The sequence below is a fragment of the Persicobacter psychrovividus genome (assembly GCF_036492425.1).
GTDB classification, from domain to species: domain Bacteria; phylum Bacteroidota; class Bacteroidia; order Cytophagales; family Cyclobacteriaceae; genus Persicobacter; species Persicobacter psychrovividus.
Genome location: NZ_AP025292.1, coordinates 2,898,872 through 2,922,498, shown reverse-complemented (window position 1 = coordinate 2,922,498; position 23,627 = coordinate 2,898,872). Strand labels below are relative to the sequence as shown.

20 protein-coding genes and 18 tRNA genes are annotated in these 23,627 nt (G+C 43.7%); 25 read left to right on the top strand and 13 right to left on the bottom strand.

Features of this window, described 5'->3' with window-relative positions; all coding sequences use genetic code 11:
* Positions 1-222 precede the first annotated feature (222 nt).
* A complete protein-coding gene (proS, locus tag AABK40_RS12600; protein ID WP_332922768.1) occupies positions 223-1,698 on the bottom strand; it encodes a proline--tRNA ligase in 1,476 nt (491 codons plus the stop codon).
* A 198-nt stretch (positions 1,699-1,896) separates the two neighbouring features.
* Between proS and AABK40_RS12595 the strand changes: the two genes are divergently transcribed.
* Together AABK40_RS12595 and AABK40_RS12590 are read left to right on the top strand one after the other, a co-directional pair.
* Complete coding sequence (locus tag AABK40_RS12595) at positions 1,897-3,267, top strand: hypothetical protein (RefSeq protein WP_338397193.1); 1,371 nt, start codon at positions 1,897-1,899, stop codon at positions 3,265-3,267.
* Positions 3,268-3,368: 101 nt separating this feature from the next.
* Positions 3,369-4,949 carry an OmpP1/FadL family transporter gene (locus AABK40_RS12590; protein WP_338397192.1) on the top strand — a complete coding sequence of 527 codons (1,581 nt, stop codon included), beginning with the start codon at positions 3,369-3,371 and terminating at the stop codon, positions 4,947-4,949.
* Positions 4,950-5,007: 58 nt separating this feature from the next.
* Here the strand turns inward: AABK40_RS12590 and AABK40_RS12585 are convergent, their stop codons facing one another.
* The 4 genes from AABK40_RS12585 to AABK40_RS12570 form a co-directional block, all read right to left on the bottom strand.
* A complete protein-coding gene (locus tag AABK40_RS12585; RefSeq protein ID WP_332922771.1) occupies positions 5,008-5,517 on the bottom strand; it encodes a shikimate kinase in 510 nt (169 codons plus the stop codon).
* Positions 5,518-5,628: 111 nt separating this feature from the next.
* Positions 5,629-6,690, bottom strand: coding sequence for an ABC transporter permease (locus AABK40_RS12580; RefSeq protein ID WP_332922772.1), 1,062 nt, complete (start codon positions 6,688-6,690; stop codon positions 5,629-5,631).
* 1 nt (position 6,691) lies between these two features.
* Positions 6,692-7,783 (bottom strand): BT_3928 family protein, encoded by a 1,092-nt coding sequence (locus tag AABK40_RS12575; protein ID WP_338397191.1) that lies wholly within the window; start codon positions 7,781-7,783, stop codon positions 6,692-6,694.
* A 47-nt stretch (positions 7,784-7,830) separates the two neighbouring features.
* Positions 7,831-8,376: a DUF1599 domain-containing protein gene (locus AABK40_RS12570; RefSeq protein ID WP_332922774.1), complete on the bottom strand. Its 546-nt coding sequence runs from the start codon at positions 8,374-8,376 to the stop codon at positions 7,831-7,833.
* A 116-nt stretch (positions 8,377-8,492) separates the two neighbouring features.
* Here AABK40_RS12570 and folP point away from each other — a divergent pair, with 116 nt between their 5' ends.
* The 3 genes from folP (at position 8,493) to AABK40_RS12555 (ending at position 10,555) form a co-directional block, all read left to right on the top strand.
* Positions 8,493-9,269 (top strand): dihydropteroate synthase, encoded by a 777-nt coding sequence (folP, locus tag AABK40_RS12565; protein ID WP_338397190.1) that lies wholly within the window; start codon positions 8,493-8,495, stop codon positions 9,267-9,269.
* A gap of 83 nt (positions 9,270-9,352) precedes the next feature.
* Positions 9,353-10,228, top strand: a complete 876-nt coding sequence (gene cdaA, locus AABK40_RS12560; protein ID WP_332922776.1) for a diadenylate cyclase CdaA — start codon at positions 9,353-9,355, stop codon at positions 10,226-10,228.
* Between the two features lie 3 nt (positions 10,229-10,231).
* Positions 10,232-10,555 (top strand): DciA family protein, encoded by a 324-nt coding sequence (locus AABK40_RS12555; protein WP_332922777.1) that lies wholly within the window; start codon positions 10,232-10,234, stop codon positions 10,553-10,555.
* A 130-nt stretch (positions 10,556-10,685) separates the two neighbouring features.
* Here AABK40_RS12555 and yajC read toward each other — a convergent pair whose 3' ends face one another.
* The 5 genes from yajC to AABK40_RS12530 all read right to left on the bottom strand — a co-directional run bounded on the left by yajC (position 10,686) and on the right by AABK40_RS12530 (position 14,510).
* A complete protein-coding gene (yajC, locus tag AABK40_RS12550; protein ID WP_332922778.1) occupies positions 10,686-11,003 on the bottom strand; it encodes a preprotein translocase subunit YajC in 318 nt (105 codons plus the stop codon).
* A 26-nt stretch (positions 11,004-11,029) separates the two neighbouring features.
* Positions 11,030-11,536, bottom strand: a complete 507-nt coding sequence (locus AABK40_RS12545; protein WP_332922779.1) for a DUF1573 domain-containing protein — start codon at positions 11,534-11,536, stop codon at positions 11,030-11,032.
* Positions 11,537-11,554: 18 nt separating this feature from the next.
* On the bottom strand, positions 11,555-11,860 hold the full coding sequence (locus tag AABK40_RS12540; protein WP_332922780.1) for a YtxH domain-containing protein: 306 nt from the start codon (positions 11,858-11,860) through the stop codon (positions 11,555-11,557).
* 182 nt (positions 11,861-12,042) lie between these two features.
* Complete coding sequence (gene nusB, locus AABK40_RS12535) at positions 12,043-13,194, bottom strand: transcription antitermination factor NusB (protein WP_332922781.1); 1,152 nt, start codon at positions 13,192-13,194, stop codon at positions 12,043-12,045.
* A 212-nt stretch (positions 13,195-13,406) separates the two neighbouring features.
* Positions 13,407-14,510 (bottom strand): Glu/Leu/Phe/Val dehydrogenase dimerization domain-containing protein, encoded by a 1,104-nt coding sequence (locus AABK40_RS12530; protein ID WP_332922782.1) that lies wholly within the window; start codon positions 14,508-14,510, stop codon positions 13,407-13,409.
* A 145-nt stretch (positions 14,511-14,655) separates the two neighbouring features.
* Here AABK40_RS12530 and AABK40_RS12525 point away from each other — a divergent pair, with 145 nt between their 5' ends.
* Positions 14,656-16,443: an ABC transporter ATP-binding protein gene (locus AABK40_RS12525; RefSeq protein WP_338397189.1), complete on the top strand. Its 1,788-nt coding sequence runs from the start codon at positions 14,656-14,658 to the stop codon at positions 16,441-16,443.
* Between the two features lie 235 nt (positions 16,444-16,678).
* The gene (locus AABK40_RS12520; RefSeq protein WP_338396942.1) at positions 16,679-18,187 is read left to right on the top strand and encodes an IS1634 family transposase; all 1,509 of its coding nucleotides are present in this window, start codon (positions 16,679-16,681) and stop codon (positions 18,185-18,187) included.
* Positions 18,188-18,361: 174 nt separating this feature from the next.
* Here AABK40_RS12520 and der read toward each other — a convergent pair whose 3' ends face one another.
* Positions 18,362-19,669: a ribosome biogenesis GTPase Der gene (der, locus tag AABK40_RS12515; protein ID WP_338397188.1), complete on the bottom strand. Its 1,308-nt coding sequence runs from the start codon at positions 19,667-19,669 to the stop codon at positions 18,362-18,364.
* Positions 19,670-19,828: 159 nt separating this feature from the next.
* Positions 19,829-20,722 carry a GTPase Era gene (gene era, locus AABK40_RS12510; RefSeq protein WP_332922785.1) on the bottom strand — a complete coding sequence of 298 codons (894 nt, stop codon included), beginning with the start codon at positions 20,720-20,722 and terminating at the stop codon, positions 19,829-19,831.
* Between the two features lie 219 nt (positions 20,723-20,941).
* Between era and AABK40_RS12505 the strand changes: the two genes are divergently transcribed.
* From AABK40_RS12505 to AABK40_RS12420, 18 genes are all read left to right on the top strand, one after another.
* A tRNA-Glu gene (locus AABK40_RS12505) sits at positions 20,942-21,013 on the top strand.
* 5 nt (positions 21,014-21,018) lie between these two features.
* Positions 21,019-21,091, top strand: a tRNA-Met gene (locus AABK40_RS12500).
* A gap of 44 nt (positions 21,092-21,135) precedes the next feature.
* Positions 21,136-21,207 (top strand) — tRNA-Glu (locus tag AABK40_RS12495).
* Positions 21,208-21,212: 5 nt separating this feature from the next.
* A tRNA-Met gene (locus AABK40_RS12490) sits at positions 21,213-21,285 on the top strand.
* 44 nt (positions 21,286-21,329) lie between these two features.
* A tRNA-Glu gene (locus tag AABK40_RS12485) sits at positions 21,330-21,401 on the top strand.
* A 5-nt stretch (positions 21,402-21,406) separates the two neighbouring features.
* Positions 21,407-21,479, top strand: a tRNA-Met gene (locus AABK40_RS12480).
* A 44-nt stretch (positions 21,480-21,523) separates the two neighbouring features.
* A tRNA-Glu gene (locus AABK40_RS12475) sits at positions 21,524-21,595 on the top strand.
* Between the two features lie 5 nt (positions 21,596-21,600).
* Positions 21,601-21,673: transfer RNA gene (locus AABK40_RS12470), tRNA-Met, on the top strand.
* A 44-nt stretch (positions 21,674-21,717) separates the two neighbouring features.
* Positions 21,718-21,789: transfer RNA gene (locus AABK40_RS12465), tRNA-Glu, on the top strand.
* Between the two features lie 5 nt (positions 21,790-21,794).
* Positions 21,795-21,867 (top strand) — tRNA-Met (locus AABK40_RS12460).
* Between the two features lie 44 nt (positions 21,868-21,911).
* Positions 21,912-21,983, top strand: a tRNA-Glu gene (locus AABK40_RS12455).
* A gap of 5 nt (positions 21,984-21,988) precedes the next feature.
* A tRNA-Met gene (locus AABK40_RS12450) sits at positions 21,989-22,061 on the top strand.
* A 38-nt stretch (positions 22,062-22,099) separates the two neighbouring features.
* Positions 22,100-22,171, top strand: a tRNA-Glu gene (locus tag AABK40_RS12445).
* 5 nt (positions 22,172-22,176) lie between these two features.
* Positions 22,177-22,249 (top strand) — tRNA-Met (locus tag AABK40_RS12440).
* A 38-nt stretch (positions 22,250-22,287) separates the two neighbouring features.
* Positions 22,288-22,359: transfer RNA gene (locus AABK40_RS12435), tRNA-Glu, on the top strand.
* A 5-nt stretch (positions 22,360-22,364) separates the two neighbouring features.
* Positions 22,365-22,437 (top strand) — tRNA-Met (locus AABK40_RS12430).
* Positions 22,438-22,475: 38 nt separating this feature from the next.
* Positions 22,476-22,547 (top strand) — tRNA-Glu (locus AABK40_RS12425).
* Positions 22,548-22,584: 37 nt separating this feature from the next.
* Positions 22,585-22,656: transfer RNA gene (locus AABK40_RS12420), tRNA-Glu, on the top strand.
* A 117-nt stretch (positions 22,657-22,773) separates the two neighbouring features.
* Here AABK40_RS12420 and AABK40_RS12415 read toward each other — a convergent pair.
* A complete protein-coding gene (locus AABK40_RS12415) occupies positions 22,774-23,619 on the bottom strand; it encodes a mechanosensitive ion channel family protein (protein WP_332922838.1) in 846 nt (281 codons plus the stop codon).
* Positions 23,620-23,627: the final 8 nt, after the last annotated feature.

The window sequence follows — 23,627 nt, the reverse complement described above, 5'->3', positions numbered from 1 at the left end:
TCGATTGATAATTGAAAGAAAGTGAGCATTGAATTGTGCATTCAATTAATAAAAAATGAAAAAAGTGTTGCTGATGCTCAAAAACAGCCTTTCAGTGGCTTTTTTTGTATTCAGGAATTTTTCTCCATAATAATTGAATGTCCATTGGCTTGCAGGCTTTCAGTTTTTTGATGTTATGGGTAAAAAAAAGACCGATACAAAAGAAGTATCGGTCTTAATAAATTAATAAGCTTTGGCGAACAAGTATTTTTTACCAGGCTTTCCGGTAATCATACACGGCCCCTCTTCGGAGTCTTTCCAGTCTACTGGGAAGCATCTTGTAGAGGCTTTTGTTTCGTCCTGAATTTTATCTTCAGTGGCTTTGGTGCCATCGAAATAAGCGGCCACAAAACCGCCTTTGTCTTCCAATACTTTTTTAAACTCTTCGTAAGAGCTTACTTCCGTGATGTGCTCGTCACGGTAAGTGAGTGCTTTGGTGAAGATGTTATTTTGAATTTCTTCGAGTAACTGTTCAACAGTCGCATCGATGCCCTCAAGGGCATAAGTATTTTTCTCTTTGGTGTCGCGGCGGGCAACTTCTACGGTGCCATTGGCCAGATCACGAGGTCCCATAGCCAAACGAACCGGTACCCCTTTCAATTCCCACTCGGCGAATTTGAAACCAGGCTTGAAAGTATCGCGGTTGTCAAATTTTACAGAGATTCCTCTTTTCAACAAGGCTGCTTTAATTTCTTTGACCTTATCGCTGATGGCTTCCAATTCTTCCTCCTTACGGTAAATAGGAACAATGACCACCTGGATAGGTGCCAGTTTTGGCGGCAATACCAATCCTTCATCATCGGAGTGCGCCATAATCAGGGCGCCCATCAAACGGGTAGAAACCCCCCATGAAGTACCCCAAACGTGCTCCAACTTTCCTTCTTTGGACTGGAATTTTACATCAAAGGCTTTGGCGAAATTTTGACCCAGGAAGTGGGAAGTTCCTGCCTGAAGCGCTTTGCCATCTTGCATTAATGCCTCGATGGTATAGGTTTCCAAAGCACCAGCGAAACGTTCACTTTCAGATTTTGTACCTTTTACAACAGGCATGGCCATGAAGTCCTCCGCAAAACGGGCATATACTTCGTGCATTTGTTCTGCCTCTTCAATGGCTTCCATTTTTGTAGCATGGGCCGTGTGCCCTTCCTGCCACAGGAATTCAGCAGTACGCAAGAACAAGCGGGTACGCATTTCCCAGCGCATCACATTGGCCCACTGATTGACCAACACGGGAAGGTCGCGGTAAGACTGAATCCAGTTTTTGTAAGTGGACCAGATCACCGTTTCTGAAGTTGGGCGGATGATCAGCTCCTCTTCCAGCTTTGCAGCAGGGTCAACGACCACACCGTCTCCGGCATCATTATTTTTTAGTCGGTAATGTGTTACAACGGCACATTCCTTAGCGAAACCCTCAACGTGGTCCGCTTCTTTGCTTAAATAAGATTTCGGGATCAGCAAGGGGAAGTAAGCGTTGCTGTGGCCGGTGTCTTTGAACATCTTGTCCAATACGGCTTGCATTTTTTCCCAGATGGCAAAGCCATAGGGCTTGATAACCATACAGCCACGAACAGCAGAATTTTCAGCGAGATCCGCTCTTTTTACTAATTCGTTGTACCATAGCGAATAATCTTCGCTTCTTTTTGGTAATCCCTTACTCATCTTTTTGAATTATATTGAAAAATGGTATAAAATTTGCTATATTTATGAACGTAAACGCTCGTTAAGGGACAAATATAATAATATTATTACAGTCATTTCAATGGGCATGTCGTAATAATTAGTAGGTGGTCCAAAGTTATGGGCTGTTTATTAGCCTAAACTAATGTTTAACGAGGATAATTCCGTAAATTGACGACTATGAAAAAATTAGTAGCCATATTAGCAATGGGATTAGTTGTGGGAGGAACAACGATCTTACCATCTGTTGTAAAAGCGCAGGAGGTAGACGATATGTACTTCACCAAGAAGGATCGAGCGAAGCCTACTTTTTCTTCAAGCCAAGCATCGCCTTCAAAAACTAACAGCACAGTACATTCAAATCCCTCCTATTCCAGTGGAGGATATACTTACGATGAATCAAACTATTCTGCAAAAACTGTGGACCCTGCTTTGATCAATCGCTATAAAAACCCTGAAGCATACGCGGATACCGTCGAGTATGATGGTAACCCTACCTATTCTTCAGAATCTTATTTCACACCAGATTATCAGTCAAGTCAGCCAGCACAAACGCAGCAGCAATCCAATTATGCTTACAGCTCTAATGGATTGAATGCGGTTCCTCAGGCTTCTACCAATATCAATGTATATGGTGGTGCCAACATGATGATGAACCCGATGATGGGTTTTGGCTTTAGCAGCTTTTATGGTCCAGGCTGGGGACGTCCGGGATTCGGATGGTCCGTAGGTATGGGCTGGGGCGGCGGTGGCTTTGGTTACCCCGGATACAACGGCTGGTATGACCCTTGGTACGACCCATTTTATGGTCCTTCCTTTGGTTGGGGCCGACCAGGCTTCGGTTATCCAGGCTATGCATGGGGCCGTCCGGGTTATGGTTGGGGTTACCCAGGTTACGGTTGGGGCGGCGGCTATTGCCCTCCAGGTTACCGACCACCAGGGATAGAGCGCCCAGTTGATCATACCCGTTATGTACGAGGGGGCAGCAGTGGTAGAAATGGTTCTGTAGGTGTTTCCGGTCAGAAGCGTACTTCTGACAGGGCCAAAAGAGCTGAAAATACATATCGAAATTCAACAGCATCAAATAACCGCGTAGGCGTTAATCGCCCAGTAAATTCTGCGGTAACAGACCGAAGCAACAGAGCGCGCCCAGCACGGGTGATGCGAGGTACAGATTCTCGAGGAAGAGCAGACCGCAGTACAAGAACAGTCAGAAATGATCGTTCTGCTTATCAGCGAAGCCGCAGTTCTGTCAATACAACAACGCCACGTTCCAACTCAAGGGTTAGAACAACGGCCACACCTTCGAGAGGTAATTATGTAGCACCTCAGCCAAGCAGGGTACGAAATAGAAGTACTTCAACGCCGAGCAATTACAACAGATCAAATACCAGACAATCCACTAATAACTTTAATTCTACCCCGAACAGAAGTTACAGAAGTACAACGCCATCGAGGAGCACCTTCTCCTCACCAACGCGAAGTACTGGAGGAAGTCGCAGCTATGGCGGTGGCGGAAGATCTGGTGGAGGTCGCTCCGGAAGACAATAATTTTTAATCTAAAGGAGCTTTTTTTAAAGCTCCTTTTTTTATCTCATAGGAATATGTAACTATGGGGAATCCATTTTCTTAATCAAAATTAACCTTTCAATATGTGCAGATCGATCAAATTTCTTTTATGCTTGGTCTTTTTCGCCCCTGTTTCTTTGTATGCTCAGGGATTGAGTTACACGGATCGAGCGGTACAAATGACGCAGACCGATGTGGTGGGGACAGCAAGAATTCAAGCCATTGGAGGAGCGGCGACCTCTCTTGGAGGTGATATGAGTGCTGCTTATTATAACCCTGCAGGGCTTGGCTTTTTCAGAAGGTCTGAGTTTAATATCGGTATGGGCATGAATGTAAAGCATTCTTCGGCAGATTATAACACCTATTCATTCTCTTCCGGAAATTTCAACACCGAAAACACTACGGCGGATAACTCCAAGTTTCAGTTTACCAATATGGGTTTGGTGATCTCACAGAAAAAAGACGATCTGGTCCCTGGTAAGTGGCGTGGAGGTTCTTTCGCGGTTACCTTTAACCGAATGCGTGATTATAGCGGGACAACGATCTACCGAGGTAGTAACGCTGCGAATGATATCAATGATTTCTTTGTGCAGGGGGCTAATGACGCCGGCATTACGGACATCAATGATTTGATCGGTGACCCATCATTGATCGGGATGGCTGCGGATGTTTATCTGTTGGATAGTTATATTGATCAGAATGGAGATCAATTTATCGACCGTTTATTATTCAATGACGTGCCAAGTGAGCAGTTTCCTGTGCGTCAGCAAGAGGCCATTACCCGTCGGGGAAATCAGAATACCTGGAATTTCGCTTATGGCGGGAATTTTGATGATATTTTGTTCATCGGTGTTGGTGTGGGCATTGTAAGCACAAACTACTATTACCAGCGGGTTTATACTGAGCAGTATGATGAATCTGCATTGACAGACATTCGTTTGGGGGATGAATACCATATGCGCTCAACGGGTATTAATGCTAATTTTGGTTTGATCTTCAAGCCAATTCCCCAGATAAATATTGGGGCGTCGGTAACAACACCGACCTATAATGCGGCTTCGGATATGAACCGATTGAATTTGACGGCCAACTTTAACAATTATGAGTATGACGATGGTAACTCAACGGTTACACTGAATAATCAGGTCGCAGATCCTTTGCAATTCAATAGCGATTTCAGGGTAACAACTCCCTGGAGATCTTCATTAGGGGCGAGTGTGTTTCTTGGGAAGTTTGGGTTTTTGTCTGCCGATGCCGAATATGTTGATTACTCAAGTATCTCTTTCTCCTCGAATCAGTTCGATATGACAGGGGACAATGCCAATGTGGACAATCAATTGGGTGCAGTATGGAATTTTAGAGCAGGTGCTGAATTCCGTATTGGTCAAATAAGATTGCGAGGAGGATATAACTTTCAGCAAGACCCTTATACCCAGTTACAGAATAATATCGCAGATTATGCCGTGCATACTGTCAGTGGAGGAATTGGCTACCGAGATCAGGCTTTCTCCGTGGATTTTGTGTTGCTGAATTCGCAACGTCAGGGTGTCATCACTCCTTATGATCTGTATGAGTCTGATGGTAGTATAGCCATTGATTCGCCTTATGCTTTGGATAAAATGGCGCAGTGGAGAGGTCAGATTAATGTAGGCTTCTTCTTTTAGGGAAAAACAGGATATCAAAAAAAAGACGGACAGGCTTAACAGGCTGTCCGTCTTTTTTTTAGGCTAATTTTTCGATAATGGCCTGTGGAACTATCCGATCTCCAGCAATGCTGATGGTGGCCTTATTGTAATAAGGTAACCGCTTCATGACCTTTCCTTCGAGCTCACGTTCGAGTTGTTCTGATGTTTTGCCGTTAAGTAATGGTCGGTCTTGTGTACCTTTTCCATGCAACCGCTTAAAAAGTTCTGCCGCAGAAACATTGATAAATACCGTGGTGCCCTGTTCATTCATAAACTGTACTCCTTTATGGAAACAGGCCGTTCCGCCACCAGTGGCCAAAATAAAGGCTTGATGCACCATACAGAAATCCCGAAGTGCCCGAGCCTCTACTTCTCGGAAATACGCTTCTCCCTGATCGGTGAATATATCCTTAATCGCCTTTCCTTCTTTGGCTTCGATAATGGCGTCAAGGTCAAAAAATGGCAAATTTAATGATTTGGCTAAAGGTAAGCCCAGGGTCGTTTTTCCAGCGCCTGGCATACCAATAAGGAATATTTTCTGATGCATAATAAATTTGTTGCGTGATCACAATGGCGGTATCTGTGTGGTGAAAATACAGCCGTGTTATATAAATTAGTGAAATTTATTCACAAAATAAAGGAGATGTAAGGGAAGTCTTTAACCTATATTTCGTGAATCGTGGATGGCATAGATTAAATCAGTGAGAATATTGATCAAAATAAAGCAAGAGGCGATGAATAAAGTGGCGCCCATCACTACGGGGAAGTCGAGTCGCTGAACAGCATTAAGGGTGGCAAAACCGATACCTTTCCAGTCGAAAATATATTCTACAAAGAAAGCCCCTGCAATCAGGTTGGCCAGCCAGTTGGTCACTGAAGAGATGATGGGGTTCATGGCATTCGGCAGGATGTGCCGAATCAGGATCTGACGATAATACCTTAGCCCTTTCGCTCGTGCAGTTTTCACAAAGTCCTGATGAATAACATCGATAATGGCAGTTTTGGAGATCTGACTGATCACAGCCAGTGGGCGCAAGCTCAGTGTTATGGCGGGCAGAATCAGGTTTTTCAGAACCAGTACTTGCTCCCCTGTTAAAGGGTTGCGTTCGTAGAGCTGCCCAGTAATATTAAGTCCTGTGTAGGGTGCAAGGTAGTAGCCGAAAATAACAGCCATGAGGATGGCCAGCACGTAGGTGGGTACTGAAAGCCCAAAGACCGAGAGTACGCTGATGAATTTATCGGCAAAACTGCGGGGCCAAAGCCCAGCGATAAGCCCGAGGGAGATACCAATGAGGGTTGCAATAAACAAGGCACTGAAAGCCAGTGTTAGTGTAGGGCCGATATTGCTCATTAAAATACTGCTCACAGGCCGATTGTTCTGAAATGACCTCCTTAAATATGGTGCTTTAACCACCAATACCTTTCCTGATTTAAAATGAAACAGGGGGCGGTAGTCGTATTTTTTCTGATGATCAGGCGTGTCCTGATGAACACTCACAGGGCTCAGGTCATTGAGGTAATAGGCAAACTGCACCCCAAGGCTTTGATCAAGGCCAAGTTCTTTTTTTACCATCTCCACAGTCGCAACGTCGGAACGCTGTCCGCTAAGCATGGCCGCAGGGTCACCAGGCAATGCATGAAATAAAAGGAAGACAACAACGATGACTCCGAAGAGTACCGAGCATCCGTAAAGCAGGCTGTGGAGTAGGTATCTTAGCATATTATTCTTTGATCAACGATAAGATGGTCTGTGGGTCGGGGCAATCGTTATAATGCCATTTCCCGAGAATGGTACCGTCTTTCACAAGCACGATACCGGGGTTGGCACGAATGATGGTCTTCAGCACCGTGTCATCACCAAAATAAATGGGTGAATTAAGTTGGTACTGCTCACGAACTGGCGCCACCTGTTCGGTTGTACTTGAGGTCAGTAACATGGGTTCTACCTGTTCGCTTACCGCATCGGTCAGGTGTTTGATTTTCTCGAAAGCAGCGAGATCTGCCAAAGTGATATTATTGGAGATGATGAACAGCTTGGCTCCCTGAAGGGCATAACCGGTAAAATCACCATCATCGTTCCAGATACTGAAATCAAGAATTGTGGGCTGCGCCTCTGGGTTCTCGAGTTTCATCGAGACAAACTTGTAGGTGGTGTCAGTGGGGTATTCTTTCAATGTTACCTGTTGCCCATCTTTTTCCATGGTGTAGGAATAAATGAATGGTGCGGAAGGCTGCATGGCTTCAGGGATGTTTACCCCAACTTTAAATGGCCGGAAATCCACAAAGGGCAAATGTTCAATTGCCATATAGGCTATCACAGCACAAGCGGCCATACACAATGCCATCATCAGGTTGCGTCCTGCATCGGTAAAGTAGTCCTTTACGCCATTTCTGGCGATCAGGTAAAAGACAAACACACCCAGGAGCACATCTTTGGTGAAGCTTTCCCAGGGGGTGAATTTGATGGCATCGCCGAAACAGCCACAATCTGTTACCTTATTGTAATAAGCGGAATAAAAAGTCAGAAAGCCAAAGAAGATGATCATGGCAGCCAGCAAGCCCCGGGTAAGCCTTTTTCGCCAACCAATCAGCAGGGCTAATCCCAGCAGAATCTCAAGGCTGCTCAGCAAAATAGAAAAGAAGAGGCTGAACGGTATGAAATGCTCAAAGATGGGAGAGATATCAGAACTGAAAACATCAAAATACTCATGCAGCTTAATAGCTGTTCCTGCGGGGTCGTTGAGTTTTACCGCCCCCGAGATAATGAATATGATACCTGTGATGTATTGAATAATTCGATCTAATAGCTTCATGATCGGTAAAAATGGTTTAAAAAGGTTGGGCGACTGAAAAATGCGGTTTATGATTTCATCAGAATCATGCAGAACACACAATAGTTGATCATGTCCTGATAGTTGGCATCGATACCTTCAGAAATCAGTGTTTTGCCATTGTTGTCTTCAATTTGTTTTACTCGGAAGAGTTTCATCAGGATAATATCGGTCATGGAACTTACCCGCATATCCCTCCAGGCCTCGTCGTAATCATGGTTTTTGTCCATCAGCAGGTTCATGGTTTCTTCTACCTTCTGATCGTAAATCAGCTCAAGTTCCTCATAAGGAATTTCAAGTCGGTCGTCATTTTTTTGTGCATAATCCATTTGAATCAGCGCCATGACACAATAGTTGATAATGCCGAGGAATTCGCCGTAGATATCGTCCCCGACTTTTTGCGTTCCCTTTTCCTGAATAGAGCGGATGCGCTTGGCTTTAATAAAGATTTGATCAGTAATAGAACTCAGCCTTAAAATACGCCATGCAGTGCCATAATCCTTCGCCTTCTTGGCGAAAACCTCTTTACAGGTACTTATTACTTCTTTATATTCGTTTATTGTTGTATTATTCAAAAGACAAACTGTTAAAAATTTCAAATTACATTTCTGTGGGGAAAGATAATTGTTTTTACTGTAAAAACACACTAACAATAGGAGGACATCTGCATACTTTAAACCGCCCGTGGGTGATGGGGATTCTGAATGTTACACCAGACTCATTTTTTGATGGGGGAAAGCATCAGGCAAGTCAGGATCGTCAGGCGCAAGTGGAACGTATTCGTGATGAAGGAGCGGATATCATCGATATAGGTGGGTATTCCTCTCGGCCAGGTGCTAAAGAGGTGAGTGTAAAAGAGGAACTTGAAAGGGTGCTTTCTGGGATTGCAACGGTGCAGGAAGTTTGGCCTGAGGCATTGATTTCTGTGGATACCTTTCGGTCGGAAGTGGCCGAGCAGGCCGTGATGGCAGGGGCACAACTCATTAACGACATCAGTGGAGGGCAGCTCGATGAGCGGATGTTTGAAGTGGTGGCTAAATATCAGGTGCCTTACATCATGATGCACATGCGGGGCAGGCCAGAAACTATGCAGTCCCTGACCGACTACAACAATTTGACCCTTGAAATGGTGACTTATTTCCAGGAGCGGATAAAAATGCTGAAAGACCTGGGGGTGAATGATATTATCCTGGATCCGGGCTTTGGCTTTGCGAAAGACCTTGATCAAAATTATGAACTCTTGCAGCAGCTGGATCATTTTCAGCTGCTTGAATTGCCACTGCTTGTTGGCCTTTCCCGAAAATCAATGATTTACAAACCCCTTGGCATTACGGCTGAAGAGGCTTTGAATGGCACTACGGCACTTCATGCCATTGCTTTGATGAAGGGAGCAAAAGTGCTGCGGGTGCATGATGTGAAAGCGGCCAAAGAATGTGTAGAACTTTTTAACAAAATGCAGGGTGCATGATCAATCTTTTTATGTATTTTTATAAAAAATAGACATATAGATCATTGATATTTCTCTTAGGGTTTAAAATCGGGTTTCTTGAAATGAGGCTGTGGGATGTGGTAGACATCTCTCTTGTAGCCGTGCTTTTGTATCAGATTTACAAGCTGATGAAAGGCAGTATGGCTATGCGTGTGCTTTTGGGCTTCATTTTTTTCTATGGCTTTTATCAGTTGGTGAAAACCCTGAAAATGGAGCTGCTTTCGACGGTGCTCTCCTATGTGATGAGTGGTGGTACGCTTGCGCTCGTCATTTTATTTCAGAATGAAATCCGTAAATTTTTGCTGATGGTGGCCAAGTCTATGTCTGATTTCTGGCACCGCAACTCCAACCCTATTTTCCGGAATTTTAACCGTTCGCAAAATAGCGCAACCAAGGGCAATACTCCCCTGCTCAATGCAATTGTGGAGGCTTCGCGCGAGATGAGTTTCTCGAGTACTGGGGCCTTGGTCGTGATTTCCAAAAACAGTGAATTGCGCATGATAGCCTCAACGGGCGACCTTATTGATGCGAAAGTATCCAAGCGGTTACTGATGTCTATTTTTTATAAAAATTCGCCCTTGCATGATGGAGCGGTTATTGTATATGAAGACAGGATTGTGGCAGCAAGGTGTATTTTGCCCGTTTCCGAAAATTCAGACATCTCTGCGCAGTTTGGTTTGCGCCACCGCGCAGCGATCGGCATGACGGAAAATTCTGATGTTTTGGTATTGGTGGTTTCTGAAGAAACAGGCCAAATATCACTGGTAAGGAATGGGGAGATTTCCCACAATTTATCTGTTCAGGAGATTCGACGGAGAATCAATGCCTATCTGTCTACTGAAAACGACCTTTCTGCAAATATCAAGCAGGTGTCGGAGATCCTGAAGAAGGAGCTTGAAGAGGTGGAAAAAGAAAGTAAAGAGAAAAAAGACAATTAAGCAATGCGTTACAAACAACCCTACGTTCCAGGCTTACGCCGAAAAAAGGACACCAGCACGGTGAATGAAAGCTTTGCGGACTATCTGAAGGAGTTTCGGCTGAAAGATAAGTACGAGGCTACTCAGGTTACTGCCGCTTGGGGCGAGATGATGGGGCAGGCCATTGCAAGCCGTACGACGAAAATCTACCTCAATGAAGCTGTGCTGTATGTGCAGCTGAATTCTTCTGCTATGCGGCAGGAGCTCACCATGGCCAAGGCACGGGTGTTGGAGATTATCTGGGAGCGTTTCCCGAAGGAGATTGTTTTCGATGTTAGATTCCTATAATCGAACATCGGGGCGCTTAGTGGTATTCACTGCGCTTTAGCCCTTTTGAAAAACATAAAATATTAAGCATGAAAAAAACCGCTTTGATCATGACGATGAAAGCGGTTTTTATTTTTTGGAAGAAATAGGATTATTTCTTCGCAGCAGGTGCTGGCTTTGTACTGTCCAATGAAATTGCCGACTTCTCGAAAGTCATTGCAGTTCCACGGCTTACTTCCAAAGTAACGGTATTGGCAGTCATATCAACTACACGACCATGAATTCCACCGATGGTAACAACGTTGTCACCTTTTTTGATTGCATCAATAAAGCTCTTTTGCTCTTTCTGCTTCTTTTGCTGCGGACGCACCATGAAGAAGTAAAAGACAAAACCAATAGCGACGAACATCAAAATTTGAGGAATCATGCTTGCTGGTTCACCTGCTTGGAAAAATAATAAATCCGACATCTCTAATTATTGCTTAAATATAATGATTACTTGATCGGTCCTGCCTTCTCTAATTTTTTAGGGATAACATTGGCAGTAATGTGTAAAGTACTCAATTCAGGCTCTGTATTGGCATAAATGCTGATACGTTTACGTTGCTTGTTTGGCTTGCCTTTACTGTTGAACTTGACCGTGATTTTCCCTTCTTGTCCTACAGCGATAGGTTCCTTTGGCCACTCAGGGAGTGTACAGCCGCAGGAAGCCCGCGCATTGGTGATCAGTAAGGGACCATCACCCACATTTTTGAATTTGAAAATGTGAGTTACCACATCTCCCTCATTAATAGTGCCGAAATCAAACTGATCTTCGGTAAACTCAAATTTTCCGTTGGCGATAGTGGCCGCTGGGTTATTTTCTTCTGCTACTTTATTGGCAGCTTCTGCTTCTTTAGTAATCGTTGATGAAGCGTGCTCAGTGGTTGTTTTTTGGTCGCAGGAAACTACGGCCAAGGCTAATGCCGCCAGAGCAAAGGCGTTAAGGAATACTCTTTTCATGGTACTAAATAGGTTAGATTAGTTTTGTCCACTTTTGATTTGGTTGATGAGCTCATCTACATCATCGAGTAACTTTTCCGCTTTTTCTTTTGCGTCATCAATTACTTTCTTCCCTTCAGCTTTAGCTTCAGAATCTGGCACCGCCTGTGCTTCATCCATCATTTCGTTGATGAATTCCTGCAGTTTGTCTTTGTATTTTTCCAATTGGAAAGACAGTTTGTCACGGGTACTTTCTCCTTTGTCAGGTGCGTATAATACCCCTAAAAGGCTACCAGCAGCAGCTCCTGCTATAAATGCCAAAAAACTATTTGTGCTCTTGCTCATATCTGAAAACGGTTAAATTGTTAATACAATTTATGGATAAATGCTAAAGAAAGAAAAAATGTGCACAATCTTTAGAAAAACAAAATTTTTCTGACTGTGCACATTTAATATAAAACCCTTATTGGGGGTTTCAGTTTCTTGTCAAGGGATTTTTTTTGCCTAAATGCAGGCCCCCGACATGCTTATTTATTGTCAATCAAACCACGGCCAGACTTGCGGATAGTGCCGTCATGTCCTAAGGAGATGGCTAAAACATCCAAAATACCGTTCACGAATTTCTTACTCTTTAGTGTCGAGTAGTTTTTCGCCAATTCAACCGCTTCGTTGATGGTTACTTTCACGGGAATAGATGGGAAGTTGATCATCTCGGCCAAGGCCATTTTCAGAATCAGCATGTCCATCACATTAATACGTTCTTTGTCCCAGTTCTGAGCACGCTCAGAGATCAGGTTCACGTATTCGTCTTCGTTATTCACAACGTAGTTGAAAAGGTCGTTAAAGAAACGCTTGTCTTCAGCCCAGTTCATGGATAATTCAGAGATCACCAACGAATCGGTAACATCGTTCACTGATTTTATGGTTTTCAATACCATAGAACGCAATACAGAACGGTTTTCGCTGAACTGCAAATCTTGCTCCTCAAAATAAGAAACCATCACAGGGTGCTTGAACAGCATATTTTTCACAAAATACATCAACCACTCTTTATGCTCCTCGAAAGTCGCATTCTGCTTGCGCATGTATTCGCGGTATTCAGGATCTTTCTTGATGAGTTTTTTGTACCAGTCGCGGCACTGAACCTCCAAAGTATCGTCGATAGCAGCACCGGTAGCGGCTGTTCTCTGAGCGATCTCTGGGTTGTTACGGATCATATCAACAATCGGGTTGTTGTAAAAATTCCAACTCCCTTTTGTTGCGGTTTCGCCTGCGCGCTGAAGATTAACAGACATTTCGTCGGCTTCTTCTTTCACCAAATCCGCGAACGTGGTGATTACCCCGAGGATCTGTAAGTAATTTCGGGAAACATTTTCAGCTTCCTCGAGCATTTCCTGACGGTAGTTCTTGAGGTCTTTCGAGTTCTCTAAGTTAAAAAGCTTAATGGCTTCTTTGATGGCGTCCATAATTTCAGGACTAACATCCTCTTTAGCGTTGATTACTTCTGCGGCAAACTGCGAACGGAAGATTTTCTTTGCTGTACGAGCCTTTCCTCTCAGCTCTGTAGGATCCTGTGGTTCCATAGAGTTCAGGTCAGGGGCAAACGTTTCGTCAATCAACGATTGCGCTAAGCCAAAATTGGCTCTTTTAGACTGATGCAAGCCGTATAGTGCTTGCAAAGTTTTTATTCGGAGAGATCTTCTATTAAGCATCTACTATAAAGAACGTTTTCTAATTCAACATGCCTTTGCATTGGTTGGTGATTTCACCACAATTGCAAAGCTAATAAACAAAAACAGTTCCAAAAAAAAATTCGGGACGATGCCCGAATTTATTTTACAGTTTTTGACTTTTTTCCACCAAATAGCGGTAAAAGAAAGAATTTTTGTTCTTATAGCGTGCTTTTGATTCTCGCAACCTGATCGATTCTTTTTTGTGCAGCTTTCATCGCCGCTTCCTGAGGCGTGATGTTTTCCGCTTGAGCCTGTTCTAAAATCTCCAGACAGGTATCATAAATACGTTCGGTCATGGCCATGGCACGGTCACGGTTGTAGTCCGTAAAGTGATCCAGGCAAACATGAATCACCCCGCCTGCATTAATCAAGAAGTCAGGGGCATAGACAATGCCTTTGTCCACAAGGATTTTTCCGTGTTTGATTTCGTCTTTCAGCTGATTGTTCGCCGCTCCAGCGATTACTTTACACTTCAGGCGATCAATGGTGTCATCGTTAATTGTTGCTCCCAAGGCACAAGGCGAATAGATATCTACTTCAAGGTCATAGATTTCGTCCATTGAAACCACCTGTGCGCCATTTTCTGCTGCCACCTGCGCCGCTCGCTCTTCGAAAAGGTCGCAAACATAGACCACCGCACCCTCTTTGGTGAGGTATTCCACTAAAGTGGAGCCAACGCTACCAGCGCCTTGTACTGCCACACGCTTACCCGTGAGGCTGTCAGAGCCAAAGGTGTGTTTGGCTGCAGCCTTCATCCCAACATAGGTTCCGTAGGCTGTTACAGGTGAAGGGTTGCCTGCGCCACCCATCGTTGGGGCCAATCCACAAACATGTTTGGTTTCATAGGAAATGTACTCCATGTCAATATCTCCCATATTAACATCTTCAGCAGTTACATATTTTCCTCCAAGGCTGTTTACAAATTTTCCGAAACGGCGAAGCAAGGCTTCATTCTTGACTTTCTTAGGATCGCCGATAATGACTGCTTTCCCACCACCAATATTCAGGCCGGCAAGGGCATTTTTATAGGTCATTCCACGAGAAAGGCGCAACACATCTTCGAGTGCTTCATCCTCGGAGGCATAGTCCCACATTCTGGTACCTCCCAAAGCAGGACCCAAAACGGTGTTGTGAACACCAATGATGGCTTTCAGGCCTGTTGCTTCATCATGGCAAAAGACGATCTGCTCGTGCCCCATTGTTTGTACTCGGGTAAAAATAGACGATTCTGTCATAGCTTTTTTTTCCTTTACGTCAGCCATAAGACAAATATTTGTAGTTTAATTATCTTTGTAGTTAGGGAATTGTGCAATTAAAGATTTTTCAATGCCCAAACCGTAAACTTAAAGTATATTTACGGTTAATTCAATAAGTATCTGAAAATAGCTAATTAATAAAACAGGCGTAGTGAAAGACCTCAAATACCTTAATAGATACCTTTTTAAATATAAATACTATCTCATTTTGGGATTGCTATTTGTAGCGATTTCCAACTTCTTTGTGATCATTCCTGGGCAGTTGGTAAGGAATGCACTTAACTTGGTAATGGATAATATTTCCCTGCATCGGATGATGGCTGGGATGCCTGATCAGTCGGCAGTTTTTGGTGGAGTGATCAACAGTTCGGTGATCATCTATGGTGTCAGTATTTTAGTGATGGCCTTTTTGCGGGGTTTCTTTTTGTTCATGGTTCGGCAGACGATCATTGCGATGTCAAGGCATATCGAATTTGACCTCAAGAATGAAATTTATGCCCACTATCAGTCATTGCCAACGACATTCTATCGAAGAAATAATACTGGGGACCTGATGGCCCGAATTTCTGAAGACGTTAGCAAGGTGCGTATGTACCTCGGTCCTGCGATTATGTATGGGCTCAATATGTTGGTGCTTTTTATCATGTTAATTCCGTACATGTTCAGCATTAATGCCAAGCTGACGTTGTATGCGCTACTGCCCTTGCCTGTACTTTCCTTGAGTATTTATTTTGTGAATAACATTATCAATCGGAGGTCTGAACGCATTCAGAAAAGTTTGTCCGACTTATCGACCTTTGTGCAGGAAGCATTTTCGGGTATTCGGGTGATTAAGTCATTTGCTCGTGAGGAAGATTCACTGAACAACCTGAAAAAGCAGAGTACAATTTACCGTGACCGGTCGTTGAAGCTGACGCGTGTTCAGGCATTGTTCTTTCCCTTGATTTTAAGTTTGATTGGTTTAAGTACGATCCTGACGATTTTTGTTGGTGGGTCTGAAGTGCTCAAGGGGCAATTAACCTTTGGGAATATCGCCGAATTTGTGATGTATGTGCAGTTGCTGACGTGGCCTGTAACCTCGTTGGGTTGGATAACAAGTATTATTCAGCGGGCAGCGGCATCGCAAAAACGGATCAATGAATTTTTATTTACCAAGAATGATATTCTTTCGGAAAAGCAGCTTGAAACGCCAGTAACAGGACAGCTGGCTTTTGAGCGTGTTACTTTTAAGTATGAGGATTCGGGGATTGTCGCACTGAAGGACATCAGTTTTAATATTGAATCGGGGGAGTCCGTTGCGATTATTGGAGGAACAGGTTCGGGTAAAAGTACATTGGCCAATTTGATTTGCCGAATGTTTGATGTCTCGGAAGGGGCAATAAAAATTGATGGGCAGAATATCAGGGATTATAAAATTCCATATATCCGCCGACAGATTGGTTATGTGCCGCAGGATGTCTTTTTGTTCTCAGATTCGATTCGTAATAATATTGCTTTCGGTAGCGATGATGTTTCTGAAACAGCCATGCTGGAAGCTTCGAAGCAAGCGGATCTGCATGAAAATATTATCAACTTTGAGCATGGTTATGATACTGTTCTCGGAGAAAGGGGAATCACGCTCTCGGGTGGTCAGAAGCAACGGGTATCGATTGCCCGTGCGATTGTGCGTAACCCCAAGATTTTGATTTTGGATGATTCCCTTTCGGCCGTAGATACCAAAACGGAAAATGCGATTTTGAATGCCCTCAAAGGGGTGATGGAAAATAAAACGTCGATCATTATCTCTCACCGTATTTCTTCCGCAAAATTGGCGGATAAGATTTTGGTGTTGAATGATGGTGAGATTGCTGAAGCGGGAACGCACGATCAGCTGATGGAGAAAACGGGGGCGTATTTTGATTTGTATAATAAACAGTTGGCGGGCGAAGAGACTTCGTAGATTTTTGGGCAAGCGGACGCTTGCTTGGTTTTGGGTCTTAGCGGGACGCTAAGACCAGTGTAAACCCTAACACTTCTCTAAACAAAAAAGGCATTGAACGATAAATTCAATGCCTTTTTTCCTGTCTTCGCCACCTTTTTTGGCTGATTTTCGCTACACCCTAAAAATCAATCGATTACAATAAAAACAGGTCAAAAGTGGGTGTCCCGTTTCTAAATTTTGCCTAATTTAAGGCATGTTTGTGCGTGAAAAACTCAATAAAAGTGGTACCATTAGTGTCCAAGTCATACTGAAATCCTCAAAAAAGTACAAAGTTGTTAAGACTTTTGGCTCATCGGCTGACCCAAACGAGATTTTAGCACTTAAAAATGAAGCAAATCAATGGATTCATGGTCAGACTGGTCAGGTTGCCATTAATTTCGATAATCAAAGAGCCGAAACTGAACAGGTCCTTGACAAAATAGATCAAGTCAAATCAGTTGGCATTGACCTTCTACTAAATTCTATTTATGACGAAATAGGCTTTAATCTTGTCGGTGATCTCTTATTTCGGAGATTAGTATTTTCTCGCATTGAATATCCTGTAAGCAAGCTAGCGACAACAGAGCATTGGTCGTTAAATCATGGGATGAATGTCTCTGTCAATACTGTTTACAGGCTAATGGATAAGGTTCATTCAGAGTATAAAGAGATATTACAACATCTTAGCTTCGAACACTCGAAACAAGTTTTAGAAGGCGAGGTGAATATTGCATTTTATGATGTAACCACTCTTTATTTTGAAACAGATCATCAAGATGATTTAAGAAAAACAGGCTTTTCAAAAGAGGGGAAACATCAAAATCCGCAAATTGTACTGGGCTTATTGGTTAGTAGAGGAGGCTATCCACTTGCTTACGAAATATTTGAAGGTAATAAGTTTGAAGGGCATACCATGTTGCCTATCGTGGATGAGTTCTGCAACAAATATAATATTACCAAGTTGGTAGTTGTTGCTGATTCAGGGCTCATGTCTAATAAAAATGTAAAAGAACTACTTAATAAAGGCTATGGATTTATTCTCGGAGCAAGAATTAAGAACATGAACAAAGAAGTCAAAGACCAAATATTAAACTTGACTTTGGGTAATGGAGAGTCTGCTGAAATAGCTCAACCTGATGGATTAAGGCTGATTATTACATATTCTGACAAAAGAGCCAAAAAGGATGGTAAAAACAGACAAAAAGGGCTTGATAAACTCAAGAAGAATATTGCATCAGGTAAGCTTACAAAGTCCAATATCAATAACAGAGGCTATAACAAATATTTAAAACTTGATGGCGAGGTAAAGGTGCAGTTAGATGAAGAGAAGTTCAAGGAAGATGGTAAATGGGATGGCCTAAAAGGCTATTTAACGAACGTAGAGGGTAATTCTGATGAAATCATTGCCAATTATGGAGAACTATGGAAAATTGAAAAAGCTTTTCGTATCTCGAAGACAGACTTAAAAATTAGACCTATATTCCATCGGATTCAAAAAAGAATTGAGAGTCATATCTGCATTTCCTTTGTTGCATATAAGGTACATAAAGAGTTGGAGAGACAGCTCAATATTAAAGAGGCAAGGCTAAGTCCTGAACAGGCAATCAAAATTGCTCGGAGCATTTACGAAATTCAGGTTCGACTACCAGATGGAAGCAAAATAAACAAAGTACTTTTGTTGCAGCCCGAGCAGGTGAAATTGGCGGAATTATTCAATTTTTGACTTGGGTGTCCCGATGGCGAAAACAGGAGACTTCGTAGATTTTTGGGCAAGCGGACGCTTGCTTGGTTTTGGGTCTTAGCGGGACGCTAAGACCAGTGTAAACCCTAACACTTCTCTAAACAAAAAAGGCATTGAACGATAAATTCAATGCCTTTTTTAATGTCTATGGTTTTGTTATTTCTTACGGAAATAAACCTGAATCGGTACCCCTTCGAAGCCGAAGTGTGCACGCAATTTATTCTCAATAAATCGGCGATATGGATCTTTGATGTACTGAGGCAAGTTACAGAAGAACGCAAATGAAGGCGTTTTGGTCGGTAACTGTGTAACGTATTTGATACGGATATATTTTCCTTTCAATGATGGTGGTGGGAAAGCACCGATCTCATCCAGCATGATATCATTCAACTGCGAAGTAGGGATACGACGCTCAATATTACCGTGAATCTCAATGGCTGTTTCAATGGCTTTATGTACACGCTGTTTATTCATTACTGAAGTATAAACAATTGGTGCGTAACCCAAAGGCCCTAATTTTTCTTTGATATTTTTAGTGAAACGCTCAGAGGTCTTGTGGTCTTTTTCAATCAAATCCCACTTATTGACCATGATCATCAAACCTTTCTTGTATCTCGAAGCCAAAGCAACCAGGTTCATGTCCTGAGATTCAAATCCACGGGTGGCATCAATCATCAAGATAATCACATCAGAGTCCTGTAAAGCCTGTATGGAGCGTATCACAGAGTAAAATTCAATTTTCTCCTTGACTTTCGTCCGTTTACGGATACCAGCGGTGTCGGTCAGAATAAACTCTTGCCCATAGGCATTGTAATGAGAGTTGATGCTGTCGCGAGTAGTACCTGCAAGATCAGTTACAATATTGCGTTCTTCTCCTAAAAGAAGGTTCACAAAAGAAGATTTTCCCGCATTTGGACGGCCTAAAATTGCAATTCGTGGAATGCCCTCGTAAGGGTTTTCTTCGCCTTCTTCAGGAAGTAATTCTACTACGCGGTCGAGCAATTCGCCCGTTCCCGAACCATTGTTTGCTGAAATCGGGAAGACATCATCGATACCCAAGCCGTAAAACTCATGGTACATCATCTGCAGTTCCGTGTTGTCCGTCTTGTTGGCAACAACAAGGGCAGGCTTTTTCATACGACGAACAATCTTTGCAAAATCTTTGTCAAGATCAGTCATTCCCGTTTTGGTATCTACCATGAACAATACCACAGAGGCTTCGTTCAGGGCAATCTGTACTTGATCACGGATGGCTTCCTCAAAAGTATCCTCAGAACCCACAACGTACCCACCAGTGTCAATGACGGTGAAATACTTGCCAGTCCATTCAGCAACACCGTAGTGTCTGTCGCGGGTAACGCCCGCTTCGTCATCCATAATCGCCTGTTTTCTTTCAATCAGACGGTTAAAAAGGGTGGATTTCCCTACGTTAGGTCGTCCAACAATCGCTACTATATTTGCCATGTTTTCTTTTTTGCTAATTCATCGCCCCGCTTGGGCGTTAAGATTAACGGCATACGTTCATGCCTGATAAATAATTACTGATCACCACAATTAAAAGACCAAAAATTGATATTTTGGGCGATTGTGGCTTAATTCTGCTACAAAATTGCTAAAAAACAATTAACGATCATAGCCAAAGTTTTTTAATGAGCGTTCTTTTTTGCGCCAGTCATCGGCGACCTTCACATAGGTTTCCAGAAATACCTTCTTCATGAAGAAGGCTTCCATCTCCAAACGAGACTCTATACCTACCTTTTTGATCGCCTCTCCTTTGTGCCCAATCAGGATGGCCCGCTGGCTTTTTCGCTCCACATAAATTTCGGCGCGGATACGAATAATATTCTCTTCCTCTTCGAAATCGGTAATCGCAACCTCAGTGCTGTAAGGAACTTCCTTCTTGTAATTCAGGAAGATTTTTTCACGAATAATTTCTGCGCCGAAGAATCGCTCAGGGCGGTCTGTGAGTTGTTCTTTCGGGAAATAGGCAGGGTGCTCAGGAAGGTATTCAAGAATGGCTCCGAAAAGCTCTTCAAGATTTTCCTTTTTCAAAGCAGATACCTTGATGACTTTCTCTGGCTCAACATGATCCATCCAGTACGAGATTTTATCGTCTGCCTGAGAGCCTTTGTTCAAGTCCATCTTATTCATGATAAACAGAACGGGTACATTGGCCTTTTTCAACCTTGCCAAAGCAGGATCTTCAGGTTCAATTTTCTCATAGAGGTCAGTAACGAACAAGACCAGGTCGGCATCTTCCAAAGAAGCATTGACATAATCCATCATGGAGTTGTGCAGTTCGTACTGAGGTTTTAAAATTCCAGGGGTGTCAGAATACACGACCTGAAAGTCGTCGCCACTGATAATCCCGAAAATTCGGTGCCTTGTTGTCTGCGCTTTGGAGGTAATAATTGATAAACGCTCTCCTACCAACGCATTCATCAATGTAGATTTACCTACATTTGGTTTGCCTATGATGCTGACAAAGCCTGCTTTATGCTTTTTCTGTGTTGCCATTCATTATTTTTTTTACAAATATAGCTTGATTTAATGGATTTTCAACTTACCTTTGTACTCCGATTTCAGCAAGGGGCTTTTTAAATGCTTTTAAAAAGTATTCTGATTGATTTCTGAGTCGGAAATGTCAAGTGGATTTGAGTTGAAAATTAAATTCAGTCTATTACTTGACAATGTAGATGTAAGTTTTGTTACTTTGCATCCGCAAATTTGAAGCACGGTCCGTTCGTCTAGGGGTTAGGACGCCAGGTTTTCATCCTGGTAACAGGGGTTCGATTCCCCTACGGACTACACATCGCGGGATGGAGCAGTTGGTAGCTCGTTGGGCTCATAACCCAAAGGTCGTAGGTTCGAGTCCTGCTCCCGCTACTAAGAGAATCACAACGGTGGTTTTCAGGAATAAAAGATATTTTGGTCCGTTCGTCTAGGGGTTAGGACGCCAGGTTTTCATCCTGGTAACAGGGGTTCGATTCCCCTACGGACTACACATCGCGGGATGGAGCAGTTGGTAGCTCGTTGGGCTCATAACCCAAAGGTCGTAGGTTCGAGTCCTGCTCCCGCTACAAAGAGAATCACAACGGTGATTTTCAGGAATAAAAGATATTTTGGTCCGTTCGTCTAGGGGTTAGGACGCCAGGTTTTCATCCTGGTAACAGGGGTTCGATTCCCCTACGGACTACACATCGCGGGATGGAGCAGTTGGTAGCTCGTTGGGCTCATAACCCAAAGGTCGTAGGTTCGAGTCCTGCTCCCGCTACAAAGAGAATCACAACGGTGATTTTCAGGAATAAAAGATATTTTGGTCCGTTCGTCTAGGGGTTAGGACGCCAGGTTTTCATCCTGGTAACAGGGGTTCGATTCCCCTACGGACTACACATCGCGGGATGGAGCAGTTGGTAGCTCGTTGGGCTCATAACCCAAAGGTCGTAGGTTCGAGTCCTGCTCCCGCTACTAAGAGAATCACAACGGTGGTTTTCAGGAATAAAAGATATTTTGGTCCGTTCGTCTAGGGGTTAGGACGCCAGGTTTTCATCCTGGTAACAGGGGTTCGATTCCCCTACGGACTACACATCGCGGGATGGAGCAGTTGGTAGCTCGTTGGGCTCATAACCCAAAGGTCGTAGGTTCGAGTCCTGCTCCCGCTACTAAGAGAATCACAACGGTGGTTTTCAGGAATAAAAGATATTTTGGTCCGTTCGTCTAGGGGTTAGGACGCCAGGTTTTCATCCTGGTAACAGGGGTTCGATTCCCCTACGGACTACACATCGCGGGATGGAGCAGTTGGTAGCTCGTTGGGCTCATAACCCAAAGGTCGTAGGTTCGAGTCCTGCTCCCGCTACAAGTGAAAGCACAACGGTGTTTTTGGGTAATATTAATGGTCCGTTCGTCTAGGGGTTAGGACGCCAGGTTTTCATCCTGGTAACAGGGGTTCGATTCCCCTACGGACTACACATCGCGGGATGGAGCAGTTGGTAGCTCGTTGGGCTCATAACCCAAAGGTCGTAGGTTCGAGTCCTGCTCCCGCTACAAGTGAAAACACAACGGTGTTTTTGGGTAATATTAATGGTCCGTTCGTCTAGGGGTTAGGACGCCAGGTTTTCATCCTGGTAACAGGGGTTCGATTCCCCTACGGACTACACATCGCGGGATGGAGCAGTTGGTAGCTCGTTGGGCTCATAACCCAAAGGTCGTAGGTTCGAGTCCTGCTCCCGCTACAAGCGAAAACACAACGGTGTTTTTGAGGAATATTGATGGTCCGTTCGTCTAGGGGTTAGGACGCCAGGTTTTCATCCTGGTAACAGGGGTTCGATTCCCCTACGGACTACTTTTTACTGATAAAGTAATCAGGTTTTTCATTATTCGGTCCGTTCGTCTAGGGGTTAGGACGCCAGGTTTTCATCCTGGTAACAGGGGTTCGATTCCCCTACGGACTACAAGCAAGTGTTCAATAGAGCACTTTTTTTATGCCCAAATTTTAGTAAAAGAAAAGGTCTTGACCGCATGATGCCGTCAAGACCTTTTTTTATGTCCTCCTGTGTGAGGGATTTATTTTATGCCTGTGGAGGTTGGTGACCTTTATCGAAGTGAACATCCACTTGAGGGAAAGGAATGGTAATGTTGTTTTCGTCCAAGGCGATTTTTCCCTGTTCTTGAATGTCGAAAAAGACATCCCAATAATGGGCAGGATGACAGTGCGGGCGAACGGCCAAATTCACGCTGCTGTCTGCCAAGGCAGAGACCCCAACAAATGGAGCTGGGTCGTTAAATATCTTTTCATGCTTATCCATCACATTGAGCAGGACTTCTTTTGCTTTGCGGATGTCGGAATCATAGGAAATCCCAATGGTCAAGTCTACACGGATAATACCTTCAGTTGTGTAGTTGGTGATGTTATTATTGAGAATTGCCCCATTAGGCATAATCACTCTTTTATGCTGTGGATCGGTGAGCAGGGTGGTGAAGATCTGAATTTCGGATACCACACCAATTTTTCCTTGCGACTCAATTAGGTCGCCTACCTTATAAGGACGGAAAATGAGAATAAGAACCCCGCCCGCAAAGTTAGCGAGCGCTCCCTGAAGTGCCAGGCCAACAGCCAAACCAGCAGCCCCTAAAACGGCCACAAAACTGGTGGTCTCCACCCCGACCATCGAGGCAACGGAGATGAAGAGCATGGCTTTCAATGCCCAACTGGCCATACTGGTGATAAAAGGGCGCAGGGTAGCATCCACATTATGCTTGCTCATTCTGCTGTGAAGCATTTGGGATATTTTTCCAATGATTTTCAAGCCGATAACTAAAACAATTATCGCCAAGATAATCTTTGGGCCATAGGTTAGGATCAGCTCAACCGCATGGTTGTACCAAGCCGACATTTTGTCATTCAGTCCATTCATTTTTTTGA

What these genes read in the sequence shown, in the direction of transcription:
- proS (WP_332922768.1), bottom strand. Translation starts at nt 1,698, where the DNA reads ATGAGTAAGGGATTACCAAAAAGAAGCGAAGATTATTCGCTATGGTAC.
- AABK40_RS12595 (WP_338397193.1), top strand. Translation starts at nt 1,897, where the DNA reads ATGAAAAAATTAGTAGCCATATTAGCAATGGGATTAGTTGTGGGAGGA.
- AABK40_RS12590 (WP_338397192.1), top strand. Translation starts at nt 3,369, where the DNA reads ATGTGCAGATCGATCAAATTTCTTTTATGCTTGGTCTTTTTCGCCCCT.
- AABK40_RS12585 (WP_332922771.1), bottom strand. Translation starts at nt 5,517, where the DNA reads ATGCATCAGAAAATATTCCTTATTGGTATGCCAGGCGCTGGAAAAACG.
- AABK40_RS12580 (WP_332922772.1), bottom strand. Translation starts at nt 6,690, where the DNA reads ATGCTAAGATACCTACTCCACAGCCTGCTTTACGGATGCTCGGTACTC.
- AABK40_RS12575 (WP_338397191.1), bottom strand. Translation starts at nt 7,783, where the DNA reads ATGAAGCTATTAGATCGAATTATTCAATACATCACAGGTATCATATTC.
- folP (WP_338397190.1), top strand. Translation starts at nt 8,493, where the DNA reads ATGGGGATTCTGAATGTTACACCAGACTCATTTTTTGATGGGGGAAAG.
- cdaA (WP_332922776.1), top strand. Translation starts at nt 9,353, where the DNA reads ATGAGGCTGTGGGATGTGGTAGACATCTCTCTTGTAGCCGTGCTTTTG.
- AABK40_RS12555 (WP_332922777.1), top strand. Translation starts at nt 10,232, where the DNA reads ATGCGTTACAAACAACCCTACGTTCCAGGCTTACGCCGAAAAAAGGAC.
- yajC (WP_332922778.1), bottom strand. Translation starts at nt 11,003, where the DNA reads ATGTCGGATTTATTATTTTTCCAAGCAGGTGAACCAGCAAGCATGATT.
- AABK40_RS12545 (WP_332922779.1), bottom strand. Translation starts at nt 11,536, where the DNA reads ATGAAAAGAGTATTCCTTAACGCCTTTGCTCTGGCGGCATTAGCCTTG.
- AABK40_RS12540 (WP_332922780.1), bottom strand. Translation starts at nt 11,860, where the DNA reads ATGAGCAAGAGCACAAATAGTTTTTTGGCATTTATAGCAGGAGCTGCT.
- AABK40_RS12530 (WP_332922782.1), bottom strand. Translation starts at nt 14,510, where the DNA reads ATGGCTGACGTAAAGGAAAAAAAAGCTATGACAGAATCGTCTATTTTT.
- AABK40_RS12520 (WP_338396942.1), top strand. Translation starts at nt 16,679, where the DNA reads ATGTTTGTGCGTGAAAAACTCAATAAAAGTGGTACCATTAGTGTCCAA.
- der (WP_338397188.1), bottom strand. Translation starts at nt 19,669, where the DNA reads ATGGCAAATATAGTAGCGATTGTTGGACGACCTAACGTAGGGAAATCC.
- era (WP_332922785.1), bottom strand. Translation starts at nt 20,722, where the DNA reads ATGGCAACACAGAAAAAGCATAAAGCAGGCTTTGTCAGCATCATAGGC.
- AABK40_RS12415 (WP_332922838.1), bottom strand. Translation starts at nt 23,619, where the DNA reads ATGAATGGACTGAATGACAAAATGTCGGCTTGGTACAACCATGCGGTT.